Source organism: Sulfitobacter sp. 1A12157, from assembly GCF_043557345.1.
GTDB lineage: Bacteria > Pseudomonadota > Alphaproteobacteria > Rhodobacterales > Rhodobacteraceae > Sulfitobacter.
Genome location: NZ_JBIFFV010000006.1, coordinates 36,419 through 59,924, shown reverse-complemented (window position 1 = coordinate 59,924; position 23,506 = coordinate 36,419). Strand labels below are relative to the sequence as shown.

At 63.1% G+C, this 23,506-nt stretch carries 22 protein-coding genes and 1 pseudogene; 15 read left to right on the top strand and 8 right to left on the bottom strand.

What is annotated here, in order from left to right:
* The first annotated feature begins 38 nt into the window (after nt 1-38).
* From ACGYLC_RS11680 to ACGYLC_RS11635, 10 genes and pseudogenes are all read left to right on the top strand, one after another.
* Nucleotides 39-365 (top strand): hypothetical protein, encoded by a 327-nt coding sequence (locus tag ACGYLC_RS11680; RefSeq protein WP_394399053.1) that lies wholly within the window; start codon nt 39-41, stop codon nt 363-365.
* Nucleotides 366-542: 177 nt separating this feature from the next.
* Entirely contained in the window at nt 543-1,658 is a 1,116-nt protein-coding gene (locus ACGYLC_RS11675) for a PRC-barrel domain-containing protein (protein WP_394423069.1), read from the top strand.
* A 154-nt stretch (nt 1,659-1,812) separates the two neighbouring features.
* On the top strand, nt 1,813-2,775 hold the full coding sequence (mdh, locus tag ACGYLC_RS11670) for a malate dehydrogenase (protein WP_394423068.1): 963 nt from the start codon (nt 1,813-1,815) through the stop codon (nt 2,773-2,775).
* A 253-nt stretch (nt 2,776-3,028) separates the two neighbouring features.
* Nucleotides 3,029-3,412: a succinate dehydrogenase, cytochrome b556 subunit gene (sdhC, locus tag ACGYLC_RS11665; RefSeq protein ID WP_067261898.1), complete on the top strand. Its 384-nt coding sequence runs from the start codon at nt 3,029-3,031 to the stop codon at nt 3,410-3,412.
* An 11-nt stretch (nt 3,413-3,423) separates the two neighbouring features.
* Nucleotides 3,424-3,795: a succinate dehydrogenase, hydrophobic membrane anchor protein gene (gene sdhD, locus ACGYLC_RS11660; protein ID WP_067261896.1), complete on the top strand. Its 372-nt coding sequence runs from the start codon at nt 3,424-3,426 to the stop codon at nt 3,793-3,795.
* Between the two features lie 29 nt (nt 3,796-3,824).
* The gene (gene sdhA, locus ACGYLC_RS11655) at nt 3,825-5,630 is read left to right on the top strand and encodes a succinate dehydrogenase flavoprotein subunit (RefSeq protein ID WP_394423067.1); all 1,806 of its coding nucleotides are present in this window, start codon (nt 3,825-3,827) and stop codon (nt 5,628-5,630) included.
* Nucleotides 5,630-5,965, top strand: a complete 336-nt coding sequence (locus ACGYLC_RS11650; protein WP_209217447.1) for a hypothetical protein — start codon at nt 5,630-5,632, stop codon at nt 5,963-5,965. Before sdhA ends, ACGYLC_RS11650 begins: the two co-directional genes overlap by 1 nt.
* A gap of 10 nt (nt 5,966-5,975) precedes the next feature.
* Nucleotides 5,976-6,755: a succinate dehydrogenase iron-sulfur subunit gene (locus ACGYLC_RS11645; protein ID WP_067261891.1), complete on the top strand. Its 780-nt coding sequence runs from the start codon at nt 5,976-5,978 to the stop codon at nt 6,753-6,755.
* 42 nt (nt 6,756-6,797) lie between these two features.
* Nucleotides 6,798-7,013 carry a hypothetical protein gene (locus ACGYLC_RS11640; RefSeq protein ID WP_394423066.1) on the top strand — a complete coding sequence of 72 codons (216 nt, stop codon included), beginning with the start codon at nt 6,798-6,800 and terminating at the stop codon, nt 7,011-7,013.
* 53 nt (nt 7,014-7,066) lie between these two features.
* Nucleotides 7,067-8,715 (top strand): annotated as a pseudogene (locus tag ACGYLC_RS11635) (FAD-binding dehydrogenase).
* Nucleotides 8,716-8,906: 191 nt separating this feature from the next.
* Here the strand turns inward: ACGYLC_RS11635 and deoD are convergent.
* The 3 genes from deoD to ACGYLC_RS11620 form a co-directional block, all read right to left on the bottom strand.
* On the bottom strand, nt 8,907-9,611 hold the full coding sequence (gene deoD / locus ACGYLC_RS11630) for a purine-nucleoside phosphorylase (RefSeq protein ID WP_209217445.1): 705 nt from the start codon (nt 9,609-9,611) through the stop codon (nt 8,907-8,909).
* A gap of 217 nt (nt 9,612-9,828) precedes the next feature.
* Nucleotides 9,829-10,173 carry an H-NS family nucleoid-associated regulatory protein gene (locus tag ACGYLC_RS11625; protein ID WP_394423065.1) on the bottom strand — a complete coding sequence of 115 codons (345 nt, stop codon included), beginning with the start codon at nt 10,171-10,173 and terminating at the stop codon, nt 9,829-9,831.
* Between the two features lie 83 nt (nt 10,174-10,256).
* Complete coding sequence (locus ACGYLC_RS11620) at nt 10,257-12,224, bottom strand: methylmalonyl-CoA mutase family protein (protein ID WP_394423064.1); 1,968 nt, start codon at nt 12,222-12,224, stop codon at nt 10,257-10,259.
* 165 nt (nt 12,225-12,389) lie between these two features.
* Here ACGYLC_RS11620 and ACGYLC_RS11615 point away from each other — a divergent pair, with 165 nt between their 5' ends.
* The 5 genes from ACGYLC_RS11615 (at nt 12,390) to ACGYLC_RS11595 (ending at nt 17,877) form a co-directional block, all read left to right on the top strand.
* Nucleotides 12,390-13,787: a 1-acyl-sn-glycerol-3-phosphate acyltransferase gene (locus tag ACGYLC_RS11615; protein ID WP_394423063.1), complete on the top strand. Its 1,398-nt coding sequence runs from the start codon at nt 12,390-12,392 to the stop codon at nt 13,785-13,787.
* Nucleotides 13,788-13,912: 125 nt separating this feature from the next.
* Entirely contained in the window at nt 13,913-15,193 is a 1,281-nt protein-coding gene (gene ccrA / locus ACGYLC_RS11610; RefSeq protein ID WP_209217441.1) for a crotonyl-CoA carboxylase/reductase, read from the top strand.
* Between the two features lie 191 nt (nt 15,194-15,384).
* Nucleotides 15,385-15,591 (top strand): hypothetical protein, encoded by a 207-nt coding sequence (locus ACGYLC_RS11605; RefSeq protein WP_394399035.1) that lies wholly within the window; start codon nt 15,385-15,387, stop codon nt 15,589-15,591.
* A complete protein-coding gene (locus ACGYLC_RS11600; protein WP_067261877.1) occupies nt 15,539-16,258 on the top strand; it encodes a LuxR family transcriptional regulator in 720 nt (239 codons plus the stop codon). The genes ACGYLC_RS11605 and ACGYLC_RS11600 overlap by 53 nt, the downstream gene beginning before the upstream one ends.
* An 80-nt stretch (nt 16,259-16,338) precedes the next feature.
* Nucleotides 16,339-17,877, top strand: coding sequence for an ATP-dependent RecD-like DNA helicase (locus ACGYLC_RS11595; protein WP_394423062.1), 1,539 nt, complete (start codon nt 16,339-16,341; stop codon nt 17,875-17,877).
* On the opposite strand, the gene ACGYLC_RS11590 is transcribed toward ACGYLC_RS11595, so the two are convergent.
* The 5 genes from ACGYLC_RS11590 to ACGYLC_RS11570 all read right to left on the bottom strand — a co-directional run bounded on the left by ACGYLC_RS11590 (nt 17,874) and on the right by ACGYLC_RS11570 (nt 23,410).
* Nucleotides 17,874-18,641, bottom strand: a complete 768-nt coding sequence (locus ACGYLC_RS11590) for a TIGR02186 family protein (protein WP_394399031.1) — start codon at nt 18,639-18,641, stop codon at nt 17,874-17,876. The two genes, ACGYLC_RS11595 and ACGYLC_RS11590, sit on opposite strands and share 4 nt — an antisense overlap.
* On the bottom strand, nt 18,638-19,552 hold the full coding sequence (locus tag ACGYLC_RS11585) for a sulfite exporter TauE/SafE family protein (protein WP_067261874.1): 915 nt from the start codon (nt 19,550-19,552) through the stop codon (nt 18,638-18,640). Before ACGYLC_RS11585 ends, ACGYLC_RS11590 begins: the two co-directional genes overlap by 4 nt.
* A gap of 114 nt (nt 19,553-19,666) precedes the next feature.
* Nucleotides 19,667-20,635 (bottom strand): ABC transporter permease, encoded by a 969-nt coding sequence (locus tag ACGYLC_RS11580; RefSeq protein WP_394423061.1) that lies wholly within the window; start codon nt 20,633-20,635, stop codon nt 19,667-19,669.
* Between the two features lie 35 nt (nt 20,636-20,670).
* Nucleotides 20,671-21,807 (bottom strand): ABC transporter permease, encoded by a 1,137-nt coding sequence (locus tag ACGYLC_RS11575; protein ID WP_394423060.1) that lies wholly within the window; start codon nt 21,805-21,807, stop codon nt 20,671-20,673.
* Between the two features lies 1 nt (nt 21,808).
* A complete protein-coding gene (locus ACGYLC_RS11570) occupies nt 21,809-23,410 on the bottom strand; it encodes an ABC transporter ATP-binding protein (RefSeq protein WP_394423059.1) in 1,602 nt (533 codons plus the stop codon).
* Nucleotides 23,411-23,506 lie beyond the last annotated feature (96 nt).

Sequence of the window (23,506 nt, the reverse complement as noted above, 5' to 3'; positions counted from 1 at the left end):
CCCCAAGGATCACGCCTTTCGATGCGAAGGCAGATGCTATGACAGGTTTCGTTAAATTTCTTCACCTCGCGGCGCTCACCGCCGCTTCGGCGATTGTGCTGGCCACCACGACCGAGGCGCAGACGCCGCGCAATTGCGCGCCGCGCGATCATGTGGTGCTGCGGCTGGCGGATGGCTATGGCGAAACGCGCCAGTCCATGGGCTTGGGCGGCGATAATGCAGTGGTCGAGGTTTTCGCCTCTGACCAGACGGGCAGTTGGACGATCACCGTGACCGGGGTCAATGGCATCACCTGTCTGGTCGCCTCGGGCCAAGGGTTCGAGGCGCTGACAGAAGAGCTGCCTGCCAAGGGCGAGGACGCCTGAAAGCGAGCCATATCGGGAAGACACGGGCGGCCCATGGTCGCCTTTTTTCTGTTTGGGTCTTGGCGGTTCTCGGGCAAAGGCCCGCTATTTATTTGTCTGGCCGTGGAACTGGATAGGGCCATCCGGGTTGTGGTTCCAGAAGAGCAAGCAACGCTCGTTTTTGGAAGGAGACTTACAATGAAACGTTTTCTGAGCACGACGGCCATCGTACTGACCATGTCCGGCGCAGCCTTTGCTGAGGCGCATTCCGAGGGCTTTGGCAACGTCGCTGTCGAGCAGACAGATTTCCTTGCGTCCGACCTGATCGGCATGCGCATCTACAACTCCGAAGCCGAAGTTGACGCGGCCACCCCTGTCGCCAATGGCGCAGAGCAGGAATGGGACGACATCGGTGAGATTAACGACATCATCGTGTCGCAGGACGGCGAAGTGACTGCCGTGATCCTCGGCGTCGGCGGTTTCCTTGGCTTGGGCGAGCGTGACGTTTCCATCTCCATGGACAAGATCCAAATCCTGAACGACGAAGACGGTGACCGTTTCCTCGTTGTGAACACCTCGAAAGAGATGCTGGAGCAGGCGCCTGAGTTCGAACGCCCCGTGATGGACGGCGAGCCTATGGAAGGCGACGCCATGAAAGAGACTGACGCGAACGTCACCGTCGTCAACGGCGAGACCGAAGCTGAAGAGATGGCCAATGAGGCCGAAGCCGAGACCAAGGAAATGGCCAATGAAGTAGAGGCCGAGACCGAGGAGATGGCTCAGGACGCAGAGAAGGCGGCCGAGAACCTTGAAGCCGAGACCGAAGAGATGGCCAACGAAGTAGAGGCCGAATCCGAGGAAATGGCGCAAGAAGCCGAAACCATGATGGAGAACGCTGAGGCCGAGACAGAAGAAGCTGTCAACGAAGCCGAAGCCAACACCACCGTGATCACAGGCAACGAGACTGTTGAGCGTGAACTGCTGCCGCGCCCGGAAGTCGAGCGTGAAGGCTATGCCGCCGCCGAAGCCGAGATGATCCAACAGATGAGCGCCGATGACCTCGAAGGCTCCTATGTATATGGTGCCAACGATGAGACCGTGGGTGAGATCGACACGCTGCTGATCGGCGACGACGGTAAGGTTGACCGTGTTGTCATCAACGTGGGCGGTTTCCTTGGTCTGGGCGAAAAGCCGGTGGCCGTGACTTTTGATGAACTTCAGGTTCTGAAAAACGTGGAAGGCGACGACGTGCGCATCTACATCGACAGCACCGAAGAGCGTCTGGAATCGCAGCCTGAGTACCAAGGTGAATAATTATTCGCCTTAAGGTTCAGCAATCGGCCGCCCCTCGGGGCGGCCTTTTTCGTGGTGAGGGCAGGGGTTAGCCGCTGCTAAATGCTGCAACTTGCACGGGACCGTGCATTTCGGTATCTCCGGCGCAAATGAAACCTCTGTCGGAGACATGACCATGGCCAGACCCAAAATCGCGCTTATCGGCGCGGGGCAAATCGGCGGCACTCTCGCCCATCTCGCAGCGTTGAAAGAATTGGGCGATGTCGTCCTGTTCGACATTGCCGAGGGCACCCCTGAGGGCAAAGCTCTCGATATCGCGTCGTCGGGCCCATCGGGCAAGTTCGACGCCACCATGTCGGGCACTCAGGATTACGCCGATATCGCGGGCGCAGATGTCTGCATCGTCACCGCCGGTGTCGCCCGCAAGCCGGGCATGAGTCGCGATGACCTTCTGGGCATCAACCTCAAGGTTATGAAATCCGTGGGCGAAGGCATCGCCAAACACGCGCCCGACGCTTTCGTGATCTGCATTACCAACCCGCTCGACGCGATGGTTTGGGCGCTGCGCGAATTCTCGGGCCTGCCGCACAACAAGGTTTGCGGCATGGCAGGGGTTCTCGACAGCGCGCGTTTCCGCCACTTCCTCGCGACCGAGTTCAACGTGTCGATGAAAGACGTCACCGCCTTCGTTCTGGGTGGTCACGGCGACACGATGGTGCCGCTGGTGCGCTACTCCACCGTTGCGGGCATCCCGCTGCCGGATCTGGTCAAGATGGGCTGGACCACACAGGACAAGCTCGACGCGATCGTACAGCGCACCCGTGACGGCGGCGCCGAGATCGTGGGCCTGCTGAAGACCGGTTCGGCCTTCTACGCGCCTGCCACCTCCGCGATCGAGATGGCCGAGGCCTATCTCAAAGACCAAAAGCGCGTGCTGCCTACGGCGGCGCATGTCGATGGCGCCTACGGCCTGAACGGTTTCTACGTGGGCGTGCCCACGGTGATCGGCGCGGGCGGTGTCGAGCGTGTTGTCGAGATTTCGATGAACAAAGACGAGCAGGCGATGTTCGACAACTCCGTCAACGCGGTCAAAGGTCTGGTCGAAGCGTGCAAAGGCATCGACGAAACCCTCGCCTGAGCCTCACCGCATATGCGTTCGAAAGCGCGTCCCAATCGGGGCGCGCTTTTTCGTTCGGGGAAGGGGGAGGTTTTGTGATCACACGATAATCTGCTGTGATCACAAAAGCGGGCAGGACCACATCACTCTGTCATTTTTCCACCGAAACACCGGCCAAACCCCGCAGATTCCCCGCAGTTCCCCGTGACAGTCCTGTAAAAACCGCTATCAAGATGCAAAGCACAGGACAAAGCACAGGACAAAGGACCGCGCCATGGCCGATGTGAACCGGGGTAACCGCCCGCTTTCCCCGCATTTGACGATTTATCGCCCCCAATTGACTTCTATGACGTCGATTCTCACTCGGATCACCGGCAACGCGATGCTGATCACCGCGCTGCTGATCGTGTGGTGGTTCCTCGCCGCCGCCACGTCGCTTGAGTATTTCGACACGGTAAACGGGATCATGACCAGCTGGTTCGGTGATTTGGTCTTTACCCTGTCTCTCCTAGGTCTGTGGTATCACACGCTGGCCGGCGTTCGGCACCTGATCTGGGACACGGGCCGGATGCTCGATATCCCCACCGCGGAAAAGCTGGGCTGGACCGTGCTGATCGGATCGGTCGTGCTGACCATCCTGACCATCATCATCGTTTGAGGAGCGACACCATGGCATACATGACAGATCGCAAACGCGCCCGCGGCCTTGGCTCGGCGAAAACCGGCACCGCGCATTTCTGGGCGATGAAAGTCTCTTCGCTGGCGCTGTTGGTCCTGATCCCGCTGTTCGTCTTTACCTTCGGCAGTGCGCTCGGCGGCAGCTATGAAGAAATCCTTGCCTATTACGCGCGTCCTTTCCCGGCCATCGTGGCGGCGCTGACGCTGATCGTGGGCTTTAAACATTTCAATGACGGCGTGCAGGTGCTGATCGAGGACTATGTCCATGGGCTGGCCAACAAAGTCGCCCTCATCGTGATGACCATCATCAGCTACGGCGCAGCAGCGGTCGGCGTTTTCGCCATCGCCAAGCTCGCCCTGTAAACAATACGCCCAAACGGGAGACCGATTAAATGGCAGCATATGAATACGAAACCCACGAATATGACGTTGTCGTGGTGGGGGCAGGCGGTGCTGGTCTGCGCGCGACTTTGGGCATGGCGGAGCAGGGGCTGCGCACGGCCTGTATCTCAAAGGTGTTCCCGACCCGCAGCCACACCGTGGCGGCGCAGGGTGGCATCGCCGCGTCCTTGAGCAACATGGGCCCCGACAACTGGCAGTGGCATATGTATGACACCGTCAAGGGCTCGGACTGGCTGGGCGACACGGATGCGATGGAATACCTCGCCCGCGAAGCGCCCAAGGCGGTTTACGAGCTTGAGCATTACGGCGTGCCCTTCTCGCGCACCGAGGAAGGCAAGATCTATCAGCGCCCCTTCGGCGGCCACACCACGGAATTCGGCGAAGGCCCGCCCGTGCAGCGCACCTGTGCCGCCGCCGACCGGACCGGCCACGCGATCCTGCACACGCTCTACGGCCAGTCGCTGAAGCAAAGCGCGGAATTCTTCATCGAATATTTCGCCATCGACCTGATTATGTCGGACGACGGTGTCTGCCAAGGTGTGCTCTGCTGGAAGCTCGACGACGGCACCATGCATCTGTTCAGCGCCAAGATGGTGGTGCTGGCCACCGGCGGCTATGGCCGTGCCTACTTCTCGGCCACCTCCGCGCACACCTGCACCGGCGACGGCGGCGGCATGGCGGCCCGTGCGGGCCTGCCGCTGCAGGACATGGAGTTCGTCCAGTTCCACCCCACCGGCATCTATGGCGCGGGCTGCCTGATCACCGAAGGTGCGCGCGGCGAGGGCGGGTATCTGACCAACTCCGAGGGCGAGCGCTTTATGGAGCGCTATGCGCCAACCTACAAGGACTTGGCCAGCCGTGACGTGGTATCGCGCTGCATGACCATGGAGATCCGCGAAGGCCGCGGTGTGGGTGAGAATAAGGATCACATCCACCTGCACCTCAACCACCTGCCGCCGGAAACGCTGGACCTGCGCCTGCCGGGCATCTCGGAATCCGCACGGATCTTTGCCGGTGTGGACCTCACCAAAGAGCCGATCCCGGTGCTGCCAACCGTGCACTACAACATGGGCGGCATCCCCACGAACTATTGGGGCGAGGTGCTGAACCCGACCGCCGATAACCCCGATGCCATCGCACCCGGGCTGATGGCCGTGGGCGAGGCGGGCTGTGCCTCTGTACATGGGGCCAACCGTCTGGGCTCCAACTCGCTTATCGACCTCGTGGTCTTTGGCCGCGCCGCTGCAATCCGCGCCGCCAAGATTGTCGACGCCGACAGCCCGGTCCCCGCGCCGAACCTCAAATCGGTCGAGAAGGCTTTCGATCGCTTCGACGGTTTGCGCAATGCCAAGGGCGGCACGCCGACCGCCGAACTGCGCCTTGAGATGCAAAAGACCATGCAGGCCGATGCTGCCGTTTTCCGCACCGACAAGACGCTGGAGGAAGGCCGCAAGAAGATGATCGACGTGGCCGACAAGCTGAACGATCTGCATGTCACCGACCGCAGCCTCGTGTGGAACTCCGACCTGATGGAGACGCTGGAGCTGACCAACCTGATGCCCAACGCCACCGCCACGATCACCGCCGCCGCCGCCCGGAAAGAGAGCCGGGGCGCGCATGCGCATGAGGATTACCCGGATCGGAACGACGACGAATGGCGCAAGCATTCGCTGGCCTGGTTCGACGGCAACGAGGCCAAGCTGACCTACCGCGCCGTGCACCTTGATCCGCTGACCAAAGAGGATGAAGGCGGCATCGACATGAAAAAGATCGCCCCCAAGGCACGGGTGTATTGATGGTCCGCACAGCACTCATCGCGGCCACACTGCTCGGCCTGTCGGCCTGTGTGGAGGTTCAGCAGGCGGTGGATGACACCGCCCGCCAGACCTCCAAAGGCGTGGTGACCGAGGTTCTGGCCACCCGTTTCCCGCAGGTGCCGAAAGAGCTGATCACCCCCTTCACCGATTGCATCATCGACAATGCCGACGCGCTGGAGCTGCGCGAATTGGCCCGCGCCACCGTGGTTGGCGTGGATGACACAACAACGGGCACCGTGCGCACCATCCTGTCGCGCCCCGAGACCCGTACCTGCCTGCTGGCCGCCGCGCCCGCAGCTGGTCTGACGCTTTAGGAGACGCATAATGGTTCAACTGACGCTTCCGAAAAACTCCCGCATGACCAGCGGGAAGACATGGCCCAAGCCCGAAGGGGCGACCAACCTGCGCGAGTTCCACATCTATCGCTGGAACCCCGACGACGGGAAGAACCCGGCGCTCGACACCTATTTCGTTGACATGGACGATTGCGGGCCGATGATTCTCGACGCGCTGATCAAGATCAAGAACGAGATCGACCCGACGCTGACCTTCCGCCGCTCCTGCCGCGAAGGCATCTGTGGCTCCTGCGCGATGAACATCGATGGGATCAACACGCTGGCCTGCACCTACGGCATGGAAGAGATCAACGGCGTGGTGAAGATCTACCCGCTGCCGCATATGCCGGTGGTCAAAGACCTGATCCCCGACCTCACGCATTTCTACGCCCAGCACGCCTCGATCCAGCCCTGGCTCGAGACCGATACGCCCGAGCCGCGCAAGGAGTGGAAACAGTCGATCGACGACCGCGCCAAGCTCGACGGTCTTTACGAGTGCATCATGTGCGCCTGCTGCTCGACCTCCTGCCCCAGCTACTGGTGGAACGGCGACCGCTACCTCGGGCCGGCGGCGCTCCTGCATGCCTACCGCTGGATCATCGACAGCCGGGATGAGGCGACGGGCGAGCGTCTGGATGACCTTGAGGATCCGTTCAAGCTCTACCGCTGCCACACGATCATGAACTGCGCCAAGACTTGCCCCAAGGGGCTGAACCCGGCAGCGGCGATCGCCAATATCAAGAAGCTGATGGTCGAACGGACCGTCTAAAAACAACAAGGCCCGGCCAAGCGCCGGGCCTTTGGTTTTCCCATGATCCTGCCCTTCGTCATCGTTATCGTCTTTGTGATCGTGCTGACCTTTGCCCGTCGCAACGCGCCCACGCGCGACTGCCGCTGGCGCGAAGACCGGGCAGGGGACAAGGGCGCCCTGCGCAAATACCACTGCGTCGCCTGCGGGGCCGAAGCCTACCGCAGCGAAGGCCCGCCCGACCGCTGTCTCAAAGGGCTCGACACCCCGCGCCTGTGACTTGCTTTTGCCCCCAGAGCACCGCAAGCTTGCCGGAACAGGGGGGGGCGGCAATGGGTGCGCGTTTTAAAGCAGATGTGATCGTCGTGGGCGCGGGTCTGGCCGGCATGGTCGCCGCGCATGAGGCTGTGTTGCGCGGCCGCCGCGTGCTTCTGCTGGACCAGGAAGCCCCGCAAAGCCTTGGCGGGCAGGCCTATTGGTCGCTCGGCGGTCTCTTCATGGTCGACACGCCCGAACAACGCCGCATGGGCATCCGCGACAGCGCCGAGCTTGCCTATCGCGACTGGATGGGCTCGGCGCAGTTCGACCGGGCCGAGGACGCCAACCCCCGCAAGCTGGCGGAAGGTTTCATCGACTGGGCGGCGGGCGACATGCGCGCATGGTTGCAAGGTTTCGGCCTGCGCTGGTTCCCGGTCGTCGGCTGGGCCGAGCGCGGCGGGGCAGGGGCGCATGGCCCGGCAACTCTGTCCCGCGCTTCCACATCACCTGGGGCACCGGCACCGGCGTCGTCGCCCCCTTCGCCCGGCTGATGCAGGAATATGCGGCAGCGGGCAAACTGCGCCTCGCCTTCCGCCACCGCGTCACGAGGCTGGTTGCAACGGATGGCGCGGTCACCGGCGTGGCGGGCGAGGTGCTGGAAGACAGTGACGCCCCGCGCGGTCAAAGCACGTCACGCAACGCCACAGGCCAATTTGACCATGCCGCCGAGGCTGTCATCCTCACCACCGGCGGCATCGGCGCCAACCACGATCTGGTGCGGCAACATTGGCCGAAAGACCGCCTCGGCCCCGCGCCGGGCCGGATGGTCAGCGGCGTGCCCGACTACGTCGACGGCAAGATGCACGCCATCGCTGCCGAGGCCGGGGCGGGGCTGATCAACGAAGACCGCATGTGGCACTATTGCGAGGGCGTCCAGAACTGGGACCCGATCTGGCCCAACCACGGCATCCGCATACTGCCCGGGCCGTCCTCGATGTGGTTCGACGCGCGCGGCGACCGGATGGAAGCACCCTGCCTGCCCGGCTTTGACACGCTCTCGACCCTCAAACGCATCCTGCAAGCGGGCGAACACAGCTGGTTCATCCTCACCCAAAAGATCATCGAAAAGGAGTTCGCCCTCTCGGGCTCCGAACAGAACCCCGATCTCACCTCCGGCAAATGGGGCGAAGTCTTGAAAGCACGGCTCGGCAAGGGGGCAACCGCCGCAGTCGAGGCCTTCAAAGAAAAAGGCGCGGACTTCATCGTCGCCAACGACCTCGAGACCCTTGTCACCCGGATGAACGCCCTCACAGCAGACGCTCCCCTTGCCCCAGAGCACATCCGCACCCAAATCGCGGCCCGCGACGGCCAGCTCGACAATCCCTTCGCCAAAGACGCCCAGATCACCGCAATCCGCGGCGCCCGCAACTACCGTGGCGACCGCTTGATCCGCACCGCCAAACCCCACGCCATTCTCGACCCGGCCAACGGCCCGCTCATCGCCGTGCGCCTGAACATCCTCACCCGCAAATCGCTCGGCGGATTACACAGCGATACCCAAGGCCGAGTGCTTACGCCGGCGGGCACCATCCTCCCCGGCCTCTTCGCCGCCGGAGAGGTCTGCGGCTTCGGTGGCGGCGGCTACCATGGCTACAACGCCCTCGAAGGCACCTTCTTGGGCGGCTGCCTCTACTCCGGCCGGCTCGCTGGCCAACACGCCTGAAAGACGCGCCACACCCCCCTCCTTCATCCTTTCCCAAATACCTTCCGCACTCTCCTCCGCGCCAACATCAGCCGATGAAGCACCCCCCTCGCTCACACCACCCGCCAAGCCACGAAAAAAAGGCGCGACCCCCGCCGCGCCCCTTCATCCTTTTTCAAATACCAATCCCGCCCTCTCAGCAGGCGCCGCACTCAGGCAAAGGCCGCCTCCAGCGCAATCTCGACCATATCGCCAAAGCTCTTCTCCCGATCCTCCGATGGCAACGCCTCGCCGGTTTGGAGATGATCGCTTACTGTCAGCACCGCCAATGCCCGCCGCTTGTGCCGCGCGGCCAGCGTGTAAAGCTCCGCCGCTTCCATCTCGACACCGAGGATGCCATGGCGCACCATCTGCTCGTCAAGGTCGGGGCGCTCCGCATAGAAGACGTCCGAAGAATAGATGCCGCCCACATGGGTCTTTGCCTCCAGCTTTTCGGCGGCGGCCACGGCGGCGCTCAATAGGCCGTAATCGGCGCAGGGCGCGTAATTCAATTCGCGGAAAATGCCAGAGGAAGGCGAGGTGATCGTGCTCGCCGTCATGGCGATGATCACGTCACGGATGCCGACATGAGATTGCATGCCGCCGCAAGAGCCGATGCGGATCAGGGTCTGCGCGCCATATTCGGTCATCAGCTCATTGGCGTAGATCGACAGCGACGGCATGCCCATGCCCGAGCCTTGGATCGTCACCCGGTTGCCGCGCCATGTGCCGGTAAAACCCAGCATGCCGCGCACTTCGTTGACCAGTTCGGCCCCTTCGAGAAAGGTTTCCGCCGCCCATTTCGCGCGGTAGGGGTCGCCGGGCATCAATACGGTTTCGGCGATATCGCCGGGTTTCGCGCCAATATGGACGGTCATTTCTGTCTCCTGATGTTTGGCGCATTTTGCCTGCGCGCGGCGGGCTTCACAAGGGCTGCCGTGGGGCCGGGGGGCCGCGGTAGGGCAGGCGGCGCGACGTTAACTTCCGCTCGGCACCGTGCAGGGGATGACTGTCGAATTCACTTTTCCGTCAACAATAAAAAACGCCGGTGAATTGCTATTCAACCGGCGCGAAATTCCCGTATTCGGGGAAGTATTATACCCGCATCGTTTCCGGGTCGGCGCCTTTATCTACCTGGGCGCGAAACCAATTCGGCTGGCGGCCTTTTCCAGTCCAAGTCTGGGACGGGTTTTCCGGATTGGCAAACTGGGGTTTCGATTTCGGACCGCCGGGCGCCTTGCGCGGCTTCTTAGCCTTCTTCGGCGCGGGGGCTTCATCAGCTAACTCATTCAGGGAAAAGCCATATTCCGCCGCTGCCTTTTGCGCCGCCTTGCGTGCGGCGCGGCGTTCGCGGGCCTGTGCGGCCTGCAATGCCTTTTTGACATCCGACAGAAGTTTCTCCAATTCCTTGCGGCTCATGGATTTCAGGTCATTTTCCATATCTGATATTTCCTTTCCAGATTGTGCTGGGAGAGGGAATTATAGAGCCAATAGGTTAATTGCACGATGTATTTTGTGTCAGCCTATTCCGCCGCCACCGCTTTGGGATCGGCGAGCGTAATGATATCTTGCATGATGACGTTCAATTCAAAGTCCTTCGGCGTATAGACCTGCGCCACCCCGGCGGCGCGCAAACGGGTCGCGTCGGCCTCGGGAATGATGCCGCCGACGATGACGGGAACATGCGTCAATCCGGCTTCGGCCATGCGTTTCATCAGGTCTTCGACCAAGGGCACATGGGAGCCCGAGAGGATCGACAGGCCGACCACATGGGCGGCTTCCGTTTGTGCTGCTTCGACGATCTCCGCAGGTGTCAGACGGATGCCTTCATAGCTGATGTCCATGCCGCAATCGCGGGCGCGGACGGCGATCTGCTCGGCCCCGTTCGAGTGGCCGTCGAGCCCCGGTTTGCCAACGAGGAATTTCAACCTCCGGCCCAATTTGTCGCTGACCGCATCCACCGCATCACGCAGGTCGTCCAGTCCTTCGGTCTTGTTGGACTGACCTGCGGAAACCCCTGTGGGGCCACGATATTCCCCGTGGACGGCGCGCATCTGCGCGGCCCATTCGCCGGTGGTCACCCCGGCTTTCGCAGCGGCGATGGAGGCGGGCATGATGTTCTCGCCCGCTTGTGCCGCGGCGCGCAGATCGGCCAGCGCCTGTTTCACGGCACCCTCGTCGCGCGCGCTGCGCCATCTGTCGAGGCGGGCGAGTTGGTCGGCCTCGGCGCCGGGGTCGGATTGCATGATATCGCCCGCGCCGGTCATCAGGGGCGAGGGCGCGCCCTGCTGCCATTTGTTGACACCGACCACCACGGTTTCGCCGCTTTCGATGCGGCGCAGCCGGTCGGCATTGCTTTCGACCAAACGTCCTTTCATGTAATCAATTGCGGAAATCGCGCCGCCCATACCGTCGAGATTCGCCAATTCGGCCCGCGCGCCTTCCTTCAGCAATTCGACCTTGGCATCGACCGCCGGATTGCCGTCGAATAGATCGTCGAATTCCAAAAGGTCCGTTTCATGGGCCATGATCTGCTGCATCCGCATCGACCATTGTTGATCCCACGGGCGGGGCAGGCCGAGGGCTTCGTTCCATGCGGGCAATTGCACGGCGCGGGCCCGGGCTTTTTTCGACAGGGTGACGGCCAGCATTTCGATGAGAATACGGTAGACGTTATTCTCGGGCTGTTGTTCGGTCAGCCCCAGCGAATTGACCTGCACCCCATAGCGGAAACGACGGAATTTGGGGTCTTCGACACCATAGCGCTCGCGGCAAATCTCGTCCCAAAGGTCTACAAAGGCGCGCATTTTGCACATTTCGGTGACGAAACGGATGCCTGCGTTCACGAAGAAGGAAATCCGGCCCACCAATTTCGGGAAATCCTCTGCCGGGACGCGGGGTTTCAGCGCGTCGAGCACGGCGGTGGCGGTGGCCAGTGCAAAGGCCAATTCCTGTTCCGGTGTCGCGCCCGCCTCTTGCAGGTGGTAGGAACAGACGTTCATCGGGTTCCATTTCGGCACATTCGTATAGCAGAATTCGGCCACATCCGCGATCATCTTAAGCGATGGCGCAGGCGGGCAGATATAGGTGCCGCGGCTGAGGTATTCCTTGATCAGGTCGTTTTGCACCGTGCCCTGCAGTTTGGCGACATCCGCGCCCTGTTCCTCGGCCACCGCGATATAGAGTGCCAGCAGCCAAGGGGCGGTGGCATTGATCGTCATCGAGGTGTTCATCTGTTCCAGCGGGATGCCGTCAAACAGCGCGCGCATATCGCCGAGGTGGTTGACCGGCACGCCCACCTTGCCCACCTCGCCACGGCTGAGCACGTGGTCGCTGTCATAGCCGGTTTGGGTCGGCAGGTCGAAGGCTACGGAAAGGCCGGTCTGCCCGCGCTCGAGGTTCGAGCGGTAAAGCGCGTTGGACGCGGCGGCGGTGGAATGGCCCGCATAGGTGCGAATGAGCCAGGGGCGGTCTTTCTGCGGTTGGGTCATTGTGGCCTCTTGAATCTGGTTGGCAATAAAGTTGCGTCATTGCGTTGATAGGGGAAATAATATGCCTCTGTCAATTCGCTGCGTTGCGGCATCACTCGGGTCGCTTGGGCGGGCGGGAAACAGATAAATATTGTCCTCTCGCCCGCGCTCTGTAAGGGTTAAGCCATGACGCAGACTGTGCAATTGCCCCTTTGGCTGTTCATCCTCATCGTGGTTTTCGCAGCCGTCACGGCGCTGAGCCATTTTCTGCTGCCTTCGGTGCGTTGGTTCTTTCGCCGTCGGCTTGAGCGGGCGGTGGAGCGGTTGAACAAGCGGCTGACCCGGCCCATCGAGCCCTTCAAATTGGCGCGGCGGCACGACATGATCCAGCGGCTGATCTATGATCCGGAGGTCAGCCAAGAGATCGTCAATTACGCCCGCAGCAACGGCGTGCCCGAAAACGTGGCCTTTCAAAAGGCGCGGGAATATGCGCGCGAGATCGTGCCGCGGTTTTCGGCCTTTGCCTATTTCAGTTTCGGCATCCGCCTGGCGCGGCTGTTGACCAATACGGTCTACCGGGTCGAGACGGCGGTCAGCAACGAGACAACTTTCGCCGCGCTGCCGCGGGATGCCACGGTGGTTTTCATCATGAACCACCGGTCGAACATGGATTATATGTTGGTGACCTATCTGGCCGCGCGGTCTTCGGCGCTGAGCTATGCGGTGGGGGAATGGGCGCGGGTTTGGCCGCTGAGCACGCTGATCCGTTCCATGGGGGCGTATTTTATCCGCCGCCGGTCGCGCGGGGCGCTCTATCGCAAGGTCTTGGCGCGCTATGTGCAGATGGCCACCACGGGCGGGGTGACGCAGGCGTTCTATCCCGAGGGCGGCTTGAGCCTGACCGGGGCCTTGCAGCCGCCGAAGGTCGGGCTTCTGTCCTATGTCGTGGATGGGTTCGATCCCGAAGGCGAGCGCGACATCATCTTTGTGCCCGTGGCGATCAACTATGACCGGGTGCTGGAGGACCGTGTGCTGATCGCGGCCGGGCAGCGCGGGGACCGGCGTTTCGGGGCGCGGATCACGGTGGTCGCGGGCTTTGTGCTGCGCAAGATGTGGCGGCGGCTGCGCGGGCGCGACACGCGTTTTGGCACGGCGGCGGTGACCTTTGGCGATCCGCTGTCGCTGCGCCGCACCGGGGCAGGGGTGCCGGTCTCGGAACTGTCCGAAATGCTGATGGACCGGATCGCGCAGGCGATGCCGGTGCTGACCGTGCCGCTGATCGCGCGGGTGATGTTGCAGGCCGCGCGTCCGATGCAGGAGGCCGATCTGCTGGCCGAAGTGGCCGCGACTTTGGAGCGGATGCCGTCGCGCAACCGGGTGCCGAAGCCGGAAGTCCTGCCCGAACGGGTCGCCCGCGCCGTTGCGCGGCTGAAGAAACGTGGCGTCATTTCCGAAGGCCCAGAGGGGCTGGAGATCGTCGAAGGGCAGGCGCCCGTTTTGGCCTTCTACGCTAATTCCATTGCACATTTTCCGGCGGATGATGCTGCACATGCGGCAGAAATTGCTGCAACTGCTGGGTCATAAAATTACAAACGTCGGCATCTAGGGGTTGCATTGTTGCGCGGTGGATCATATCCCGAAAGGGAGCCGCCGCGATTCTGCGGTGCGGCACAGACCTTGTAGACACCGATCACCGGCAGGAGGCCCACATGGCACTGGATACGAAACACGCCGAATATGACGCCCCGCAAAAGGACCTCTATGAAGTGGGCGAGATGCCCCCGATGGGGCATGTCCCGAAACAGATGTATGCTTGGGCGATCCGCCGCGAACGGCACGGCGATCCGGACAGCGCGATGCTGCAAGAGGTGGTCGATGTGCCCAAGCTCGACAGCCAAGACGTGCTGGTTCTCGTGATGGCGGCGGGCATCAACTACAATGGTGTCTGGGCCGCGCGCGGCGTGCCGATCAGCCCCTTCGACGGCCATGGCGAGCCTTACCACATCGCGGGCTCCGATGCCTCGGGCATCGTCTGGGCGGTGGGCGACAAGGTGACCCGCTGGAAGGTCGGCGACGAGGTGGTGATCCACTGCAACCAAGACGACGGTGACGACGAGGAATGCAACGGCGGCGACCCGATGTATTCCCCCAGCCAGCGGATCTGGGGCTATGAGACGCCGGACGGTTCCTTCGCGCAGTTCACCCGGGTGCAGAGCCAGCAGCTGATGCCGCGGCCCAAGCATCTGACCTGGGAAGAGAGTGCCTGCTACACGCTGACACTGGCCACCGCCTACCGGATGCTTTTTGGCCATGAGCCGCATGACCTCAAGCCCGGGCAGAACGTGCTGGTTTGGGGGGCGTCGGGTGGCCTCGGCTCCTATGCGATCCAGCTCATCAACACCGCGGGCGCCAATGCGATCGGCGTGATTTCGGACGAGAGCAAGCGGCAGTTCGTGATGGATTTGGGCGCCAAGGGGGTGCTGAACCGCAAGGACTTCAACTGCTGGGGCCAATTGCCCACGGTGAACACGCCGGAATATGCCGAGTGGTTCAAAGAGGCGCGTAAGTTCGGCAAAGCGATCTGGGACATCACCGGCAAGGGCGTGAATGTCGATATGGTCTTCGAGCACCCCGGCGAGGCGACCTTCCCAGTCTCTACCTTCGTCGTCAAAAAGGGCGGCATGGTGGTGATCTGCGCCGGCACCTCTGGGTTCAACCTGACCTTCGACGTGCGCTACATGTGGATGCACCAGAAGCGCCTGCAGGGCAGCCACTTTGCCCATCTCAAACAGGCGAGTGCCGCCAACAAGCTGATGATGGAGCGGCGGCTCGACCCCTGCATGTCCGAGGTCTTTAGCTGGGCCGACCTGCCCGAAGCGCATATGAAGATGATGCGCAACGAACATAAGCCGGGCAATATGTCGGTGCTGGTCCAAGCGCCGACGACCGGGCTGCGCACGCTGGAGGACACGCTGGTCGCCCGCGACTGAGCGTCACTTTTTGGCAAAGATGAGACCCCCGTGGCTTCGGCTGCGGGGGTTTTGCGTGGCGCCCTTTAGAAACAGCGGCTTAGCGCCCGAAACCCCGCCATTTATGGGGGGGCAGAAAGCGCGGATGGTGCAAAATTTCGTACATGCTATGGTTGTATTAATCTGCCATTAACCAAAGCTGGGCGACCCTCATGCGAGATGATTGGATATTGGACGTTTTGGCCGATCTCAGGGCGTTTGCCATGGCGAACCAACTGCCGCGCACGGCGGAACAGTTGGACGACGCGGCGCTGATCGCTTTGGCTGAGATGTCCTTGCAACGCGAAAGGGCCGTGGGCCGGACGCATGAGGATAGAGCCGCATCTGGAACGGATTTGGGAAAGGCTGGCGCAGGCTGATGGCCAGCCCGCCCTTGGGCAGGCCTGCAAAGACCTGCGCGATCACTATGGCATTTTGCACGTCGTCTATCACTGGGTCGACACGGCGGGGGTGCAATATGGCTGCGGCACCTATGGCGCGCTCTGGTCTGAGCGCTATCAGGCGCATAACTACCTGCGCATCGATCCCGTGGTCGCAGGCTGCTATCGCCGGTTCGAGCCGGTGGATTGGAAAGACCTCGATTGGTCCTCGCGCGCGGCGCGGCAGTTTCGCCGGGATGCTTTGGACCATGGGGTCGGCGATCAGGGGTTCTCGGTTCCGATCCGGGGGCCGCATGGGCAATTCGCGCTTTTCACCACGAACCACAGTTGCACCGATCGGGTTTGGGCCGCTTTCACCGCGCGGCACCGGCGCGATTTGATCTGGGCGGCACATTGCTTCAATGAAAAGGCGCTGGCGTTGGCTCCGGAGCGGGCGCCGGGTGCCGTGCAGGCGCTCTCTCCGCGCGAGGTGGATGCGATGACCCTGCTGGCGGTGGGCTATAGCCGCGCGCAGGTGGCCGACCGTCTGTCGATCTCGGAGCATACGCTGCGGGCCTATGTGGAAAGCGCCCGCTTCAAACTGGGGGCATCCAACACCACACATGCTGTCGCCCGTGCACTCAGCCGGGGGCTCATCGTTGTCTGAGGCGGATAATCCACATGAATTGCAGGCGGGCGGGGCAAAGCCATCTGGCCCCCGGCGCGGGGCTCATTTAGGGTCGCCCAATGACATCTACCGCGCTCACCTATTCCGATGACCAAGCCGCTGCCCATGACAAGGTGGCCGATATGCTGCGCTCGGCGGGCATTGGTCTGGACGACTCGCTTTTGATGCCGCCTGCGGGCGGGCCGGATCAGGTGATGGCGGTGACCGGGAAGGCCGGATCGGGCAAGACCCTGCTGCTGGCCGAGCTTTACCGCGCGCTGGAGGCGGCGGGGGTCGAGATCGTCTCGGGCGACTACGAATCGCGCAAGAAGCGCGAGAAGCGCAGCTTGGCGATCCTCGCGCCCACCAACAAGGCTGCAAGCGTGCTGCGCCTGCGCGGGGTGCCGGCGACGACGATCCACCGCATCCTCTACACGCCGGTCTATCACCCCGAGTACGAGCGCATCGCCGAATGGCTGACCGGCAATGGCGATAAGCCCGAGATCGAGGGCTTGAGCGAACAGGCGCTTGACCGGGCGGCGGCGTTTTTTGCGGGCAACAAGTCCGTGCCCGGGGCGCTGGCCGCGGCGGGGCTGCGCGGCAGCGATTTCATCACCGGCTGGAAACGGCGCGAGGAGCCTTTGGACATCGGCTTTGTCGATGAAAGCTCGATGCTGGACGATAAGCAGTTCGAGGATCTCAAGGAGATTTTCCCGACGCTCTTGTTGTTCGGCGATCCGGCGCAGTTGGCGCCGGTGGGGCAGTCGGGGACCATGGTTTTCGAGAAACTGCCCGAGAAGCGGGTGTTGAACCTCAACCGCATTCACCGGCAGGAGGCAGATAATCCGATCCTCGACTTGGCCCATGCGTTGGCCGATCCGCAGCTCGAGTTCTACGATTTCGAGCGTATGGTCGAGGAGGCGGCGCGGAAAGATGACCGGGTGGTCTGGGGCCAGCGGGTTGAGGTGGACTTGATGGCGCGCAGCCCGGTGCTGGTCTGGCGCAACGCGACGCGCATCCGGCTGATCAACGCCTTTCGCGCCGTGCATGGCGCGCCCGAAGATGCGTTGCTGGCGGGCGAGCCGCTGATCTGCGACGGGATCGAACTGCCGCTGAAACACCGCAAGAAACGGCTGGACCTTGAGGCGCGCGGCCTGATCAAGGGCGCGCAGGTGGTCTATCTGGGCGAGGGGCGAAAGCCCGGCTTCAGCCGCTTGCATGTGATCGGGGCCGAAGACCCGCAGGTGAGTGCCGCCTCGATCGTGAAGATCGAGAAGCCGGATGAGGAGGAACCCTTTATCCCCTTCGCCGCACGTATGGGGGCGACTTTCCTGCATGGGGCGGCGGTGACGATCCACAAGGCGCAGGGCAGCCAGTGGGAGAACGTGCAGGTCTTCGCGCCCGATCTCTATGCCGCCGCGCGGATGGGGCGGTCTGAGGCCGGGCAACCGCTGTGGAAACGGCTGGCTTACGTCGCCATCACCCGCGCGCAGGAGCGGCTGATCTGGGTGGTGCGCAACCGGCTCAGCAAGCCGTCGGGGCCGCTGCGTGTGGATGATCTGCGGGCGGCGCCCGCGGCGGCGCTGACGCTTGAGGCGACCGAGGATGGCGCGGCTTAGCGGCGCAGCAACCCAAAGACAGCAGAGGCGCCCCAGCCCGCGGCAACCGCAATGAAGAGCGATAGCAGCCCGTAGAGAAACGCCTGCTGATGGGCGAGGTTGAACAGCCAACGCTCCATCCCGACCTTGCGCACGTCGATGATCGTCTCATATTGCGCCACCACATCGCCGCCGCGCGTGAGGAAAATCCGCGTGTCATAGGCCCCTTCGGTGAGCGAGGCGGGCAGGGCGACGGCGGCGCGGAAGAGGGTTTGCTCATCCACCTTCACCCCGTCTTCGATGACTTGGTACAGGTTGGCATCTTTCCGCACGCGGATCAGCGCGTCGGTGAACTGGGTGGGGTCCGCGATCTCCATCGGGGCGCCGACCGACCGGATGGCGCGGGGGATGGAGATGCGGTGGCGCAGGTCTTCGATGCGTTTGAGCACCTCGGCCAGCGGGCCGGAGGTGACGACGGCGTAGAAGCTTGGCGCGCGGTCGACCTCAACCGCGGCGGTGTTCACCCAGATGCCAAAACGCCGCTCTTTCCGGCGCACCATGACCGGGGCCGATGGGCCAGAGACGGTGATGACAACTTCGAGCGGCGCGCCCTCGGGGATCGGCGCTTCGCGTTTCACGGCCCCGTAGACAAGGATCTCGGACCCGTCGAAATTGGTGGTGATGGAGACTTCGGCCTGGCTGAGACCAAGCACGATTTCCTCTTCCGCCATGGCGGTCAGGGCCGTGAAACACAGGCCGAGAAAGGCGATCACGGCGCGCATCATTCCGCGGCCACCGGACTGAGAGAATAGAGTTCCGCAGGTTCCAGCAGAAGGTCGAGCGCCAGCTTGCCGCAGACCGCCAAGACCAGCACCGCCAGCAGGATGCGCAGCTGTTCGGCCTGCATCCGCACGCCGATCCGCGTCCCCACCTGCGCGCCCAACACGCCGCCCACCAGCAGGAGCACTGCCAGCACGATGTCGACCGTCTGGTTGGTGGTGGCATGGAGCATCGTGGTGAAGCCGGTGACGAAGATGATCTGCAACAGCGAGGTGCCGATGACGACTTTGGTCGGCATGCCGAGCAGGTAGATCATCGCGGGCACCATGATGAAACCGCCGCCCACGCCCATGATCGCCGAGAGCATCCCGACCGCCGCGCCCACCAGCACCGGCGGGATCACCGAGATATAAAGGCCCGAAACCCGAAAGCGGATTTTAAACGGCAGCCCATGTACCCAATAGTGCTTCTTGCGTTTGACCCGGCCCCCCTTGCGGGTGCGGCGGATGGCGCGGAGCGATTCCACGAACATCAGCCCGCCGATGATGCCAAGGAAGACGACATAGCAAAGCGTCACCAGCAGATCGACTTGGCCAAGCGATTTCAGGTAGTTGAAGATGAACATGCCGATGCCGGAGCCGATCAGCCCCCCGGCCAGCAGAACCCAGCCCATTCGGAAATCGACCGTCTTCCGCTTGAGATGCGCCAGAAGCGCCGAGAAGGAGGAGGCCACGATCTGATTGGTCGAAGTCGCCACCGCCACGGCGGGCGGGATGCCGACAAAGAACAGCAGCGGCGTGATCAGAAAGCCGCCGCCGACGCCGAACATGCCCGACAGGATGCCCACGATGCCGCCCAGCCCCAAAAGGAGGAAGGCGTTGACCGATACTTCGGCAATGGGCAGGTAGATTTGCATGACGTTTCCTAGCCCCGAACGGCGGCGCAGTTCAACATAGCTTGTCGCGGTGAGGCGACGACTTTGACAGGTTGCGCCGATCCGGCCCTCGGGTGCAAGGGCCGGAAGGAAGTGTCAGCGTTCTTTCACATAGGGCTCGCCACCCGCGCGCGGCGGGATCGCTTTTCCGACAAAACCGGCGAGGATCACCACGGTCATCAGGTAGGGCAGGGCACCCAGAAGCTGGCCCTGCACCTTGATGCCGATGACCGACTGGATCACGTCAGGCCGGGTTTCCAGCGCCCCGAAAAGGCCGAAGAGCAGCGTGGCCCAAAGCGCGTACCAAGGCCGCCATTTGGCGAAGATGAGTGCCGCCAGCGCGATGAAGCCGCGGCCTGCGGACATGTCCTTGACGAAACCCGCCTGTAGCGCGGTGCTGAGATAGGCGCCCGCCACGCCGCAGAGCAGCCCCGCAATGGCCACGGCGGCATAGCGCAGACCCACGACCGAGACACCGGCGGTGTCGACGGCGGCGGGGTTCTCACCCACGGCGCGCAGGCGCAGGCCGAAGCGGGTGCGGAACAGGATCCACCATGTCAGCGGCACTGCGAGGAAAGCGGCATAGACGAGGATCGAATGGCCGGAGATCAGCTCTTCGTAGAGCGGGCCGATGACGGGCACGCTCTCCATCTCCTCAGCGAAGGGCAGGGTGATCGGCTCGAACCGCGCGCCGCCAAAGAGCGAGGGCGTGCGGCCGCCCTGGGCGAACCAGTCCTGCGCGATCAGCACGGTCATGCCCGCGGCGAGGAAGTTGATCGCCACGCCGGAAATCAGCTGGTTGCCGCGGAAGGTGATCGAGGCGAGGCCATGCACGGCGCTGAGCGCCAGCGAGGAGGCGATGCCCGCCGCGAGACCGATCCAGACCGAGCCGGTGATCGACGCCAGCGCCGCCGAGAAGAAGGCCGCAGCCAGCATCTTTCCCTCGAGCCCGATGTCGAAGACGCCCGCGCGTTCGGAAAAGAGACCGGCAAGACAGGCCAGAAGCAGCGGCGTGGCAAGCCGCACGGTGCTGTCGAGCAATTGGATGAGCGTGATGTAGTCCATAGGTCAGACCCGCTTTCTCAGGGGGGTATAGGGGCTCATTCCGCGCTCTCCGACTGGGCGCTGCGGGGGCCGGGTTTGGGCGGGCCGGGGCGGCGGAACATCAAGAAGAGACGCTCCAGCGGCATCCGCACCATGTTGTCGAGCGCGCCGGTGAAGAGGATCACGAGCGCCTGGATCACGACGATCAGCTCGCGCGGGATCGAGGTCCAGAGCGCCAGTTCCGCGCCGCCCTGGTAGAGGAAGCCGAACAACAGGGCGGCAAGGAAGACGCCCACGGGGTGCGAGCGGCCCATCAGCGCCACGGCGATGCCGATGAAGCCCGCGCCCTCGGTCGCGTTCAGTACCAGACGTTCGCTTTCGCCCATGACGTTGTTGATCGCCATCAGCCCCGCCAGCGCGCCCGAGATGATCATGGTGATCATGGTGATGCGCACGGGCGAAATGCCAGCGTATCGCGCCGCCGGCTGCGAATGGCCGTAGGCGCGGATTTCATAGCCCAGACGGGTGCGCCAGATCAGCATCCAGATCGCCACGCAGGCGCCGACGGCCACCAGCAGCGAGACGTTGGCGGGTGCGGATTTGGAGAAGGCGATGCCAAGGGGGGCCAGCAACTCATGCAGGGTCGGCAGATGCACGGCCTCGGGGAAGCGGGCGCTCGCGGGGTCCATGCTGCCGGGCGGGCGCATCAGGTTCACCAGAACGTAGTTCAGCAGTGCCGCGGCGATGAAGTTGAACATGATCGTGGTGATCACGACGTGAGAGCCGCGCTTGGCCTGTAGCCAGCCCGGGATCGCCGCCCAGACCGCGCCCAGAAGGCCGGCCATGACGCCACAGCCGATCAGCGCCAGCGTCCAATGCGGCCAGGGAATGTAGAGCGCGGCCAAGGCCACGCCCAAGCCGCCCAGCATCGCCTGACCCTCACCGCCGATGTTAAAGAGCCGCGCGTGAAAGGCCACGGCGACGGCGAGGCCGGTGAAGATGAAGTTGGTGGCGTAATAGAGCGTGTAGCCCCAGCCATAGGTCGAGCCGAGCGCGCCTTTGACCATCAGGTTCACGGCGGCGACCGGGTCTTCACCGATCGAAAGGATGACCAGCGCCGAGAGCACGGCGGCTAGCAGCAAAGAGATCAGCGGCACGAGGATCACCTCGGCCCATTTCGGCATCACGTCCATCTCAGACCTCCTTGCGCGCGTCGCCGCCCGCCCGGGCGAGATTGGCCTCGACCTCGGCCACGCTGTGTTCGTTCTCGGTATCGGTGATCCCGGCCATCAGCAGCCCAAGCTCCTTTTCGTCGGTCTGGTCGGCGGCACGTTCGCCCATGATCTGCCCGTCGAACATCACCGCGATGCGGTCCGACAGGGCGAGGATTTCTTCAAGCTCGACCGAAACCAGCAGGATCGCCTTGCCCTGATCGCGCAGCGCGATGATCTGCTCGTGGATGAATTCGATGGCGCCGATGTCGACGCCGCGGGTGGGCTGGCCGATCAGCAGCAGGTCGGGGTTGCGCTCGATCTCGCGGGCCAGAACGATCTTCTGCTGGTTGCCGCCCGAGAAGTTCTTGGCCGCCAGCGTCGGGTCGGGTGGGCGGACGTCGAAACGGGCCATCTTGTCTTCGGCGTCGGCGCGGATCGCGGCGTGGTCCATCAGCATGCCGCTGTTGAAACGGTCGTCGTGGTGGTAGCCGAAGACGTTGTTCTCCCAAGCCTGAAAATCCATGATCAGACCCTCGCGCTGGCGGTCTTCGGGCACATGGGCGACGCCGCGGGCGCGGCGCGACTGGCCGTCGCTTTTCTTGCCCGAGAGGTCAAGCGGGGTGCCGTTGAGCGTGACGCTGCCACTGCCGTCGGCATAGCCGCCCAGCACTTCCAAGAGTTCCGACTGGCCGTTGCCCGCGACGCCTGCAAGGCCCAGCACTTCGCCCGCGCGAATTTGCAGGTCGATCCCGCGCAGCCGCTCGACGCCCTTGTCATCGACGACGCGCAGGCCCTTGATGTCGAGGATCACCTCGCCCGGTGTGGCGGGCTGCTTGTTGACGCGCAACAGCACCTTGCGCCCGACCATCAGCTCGGCCAGTTCCTGCGGCGAGGTCTCGGCGGTTTTCACGGTGGCGGTCATCTGGCCGCGGCGCATGACCGACACGGTGTCGGTGATCTCCATGATCTCGCGCAGCTTGTGGGTGATCAGGATGATGGTCTTGCCCTCGGAGCGCAGACGCCCGAGGATGCGGAACAACTGGTCGGCCTCGGCGGGGGTCAGCACGCCGGTGGGCTCATCGAGGATGAGGATATCGGCCTGCCGGTAGAGTGCTTTCAGGATCTCCACGCGCTGCTGCATGCCTACGCCGATGTCCTGGATCAGCGCGTCGGGGTCGACGTTCAGGCCGTAGTCCTTCGACAGTTCGATCAGCGTCTTGCGCGCCTTCGACAGCGAGGGCTTCAAGAGGCGGCCATCCTCGGCCCCGAGGATGATGTTTTCCAGAACGGTGAAGTTTTCGACCAGCTTGAAGTGCTGGAACACCATGCCGATGCCGGCGGCGATTGCGGCTTGGCTGTCGGGGATATCGGTCTTGCGGCCACCGATGAAGATCTCGCCCGCGTCGGCCTTGTAGAAGCCATAGAGGATCGACATCAGCGTCGATTTGCCGGCGCCGTTCTCGCCGATGATGCCGTGGATCGTGCCCGGCATGACGCGGATCGAGATATCCTTGTTGGCCTGTACCGGGCCGAAGGCCTTGGAGATGCCCTTGAGTTCGATCGCGGGGGCGGTATCGGTCATGTCAAAAGGTCCTGCGGGCATGGCAGCCCTTGGTCTGGCGTTGGTCCATCTCTGCCCCGGTCACGCTGTGGGGTTTTAAAAGGGGCCGCGCCGATG

Excerpts from the sequence above, each read along its gene's own strand:
- ACGYLC_RS11590 (WP_394399031.1), bottom strand. The coding sequence starts at position 18,641 with ATGATGCGCGCCGTGATCGCCTTTCTCGGCCTGTGTTTCACGGCCCTG.
- ACGYLC_RS11645 (WP_067261891.1), top strand. The coding sequence starts at position 5,976 with ATGGTTCAACTGACGCTTCCGAAAAACTCCCGCATGACCAGCGGGAAG.
- ACGYLC_RS11680 (WP_394399053.1), top strand. The coding sequence starts at position 39 with ATGACAGGTTTCGTTAAATTTCTTCACCTCGCGGCGCTCACCGCCGCT.
- ACGYLC_RS11585 (WP_067261874.1), bottom strand. The coding sequence starts at position 19,552 with ATGCAAATCTACCTGCCCATTGCCGAAGTATCGGTCAACGCCTTCCTC.
- sdhA (WP_394423067.1), top strand. The coding sequence starts at position 3,825 with ATGGCAGCATATGAATACGAAACCCACGAATATGACGTTGTCGTGGTG.
- ACGYLC_RS11580 (WP_394423061.1), bottom strand. The coding sequence starts at position 20,635 with ATGGACTACATCACGCTCATCCAATTGCTCGACAGCACCGTGCGGCTT.
- mdh (WP_394423068.1), top strand. The coding sequence starts at position 1,813 with ATGGCCAGACCCAAAATCGCGCTTATCGGCGCGGGGCAAATCGGCGGC.
- sdhD (WP_067261896.1), top strand. The coding sequence starts at position 3,424 with ATGGCATACATGACAGATCGCAAACGCGCCCGCGGCCTTGGCTCGGCG.
- ACGYLC_RS11575 (WP_394423060.1), bottom strand. The coding sequence starts at position 21,807 with ATGGACGTGATGCCGAAATGGGCCGAGGTGATCCTCGTGCCGCTGATC.
- ACGYLC_RS11605 (WP_394399035.1), top strand. The coding sequence starts at position 15,385 with ATGCGAGATGATTGGATATTGGACGTTTTGGCCGATCTCAGGGCGTTT.
- ACGYLC_RS11620 (WP_394423064.1), bottom strand. The coding sequence starts at position 12,224 with ATGACCCAACCGCAGAAAGACCGCCCCTGGCTCATTCGCACCTATGCG.
- deoD (WP_209217445.1), bottom strand. The coding sequence starts at position 9,611 with ATGACCGTCCATATTGGCGCGAAACCCGGCGATATCGCCGAAACCGTA.
- ACGYLC_RS11600 (WP_067261877.1), top strand. The coding sequence starts at position 15,539 with ATGAGGATAGAGCCGCATCTGGAACGGATTTGGGAAAGGCTGGCGCAG.
- ccrA (WP_209217441.1), top strand. The coding sequence starts at position 13,913 with ATGGCACTGGATACGAAACACGCCGAATATGACGCCCCGCAAAAGGAC.
- ACGYLC_RS11625 (WP_394423065.1), bottom strand. The coding sequence starts at position 10,173 with ATGGAAAATGACCTGAAATCCATGAGCCGCAAGGAATTGGAGAAACTT.
- sdhC (WP_067261898.1), top strand. The coding sequence starts at position 3,029 with ATGGCCGATGTGAACCGGGGTAACCGCCCGCTTTCCCCGCATTTGACG.
- ACGYLC_RS11650 (WP_209217447.1), top strand. The coding sequence starts at position 5,630 with ATGGTCCGCACAGCACTCATCGCGGCCACACTGCTCGGCCTGTCGGCC.
- ACGYLC_RS11640 (WP_394423066.1), top strand. The coding sequence starts at position 6,798 with ATGATCCTGCCCTTCGTCATCGTTATCGTCTTTGTGATCGTGCTGACC.
- ACGYLC_RS11615 (WP_394423063.1), top strand. The coding sequence starts at position 12,390 with ATGACGCAGACTGTGCAATTGCCCCTTTGGCTGTTCATCCTCATCGTG.
- ACGYLC_RS11595 (WP_394423062.1), top strand. The coding sequence starts at position 16,339 with ATGACATCTACCGCGCTCACCTATTCCGATGACCAAGCCGCTGCCCAT.
- ACGYLC_RS11675 (WP_394423069.1), top strand. The coding sequence starts at position 543 with ATGAAACGTTTTCTGAGCACGACGGCCATCGTACTGACCATGTCCGGC.
- ACGYLC_RS11570 (WP_394423059.1), bottom strand. The coding sequence starts at position 23,410 with ATGACCGATACCGCCCCCGCGATCGAACTCAAGGGCATCTCCAAGGCC.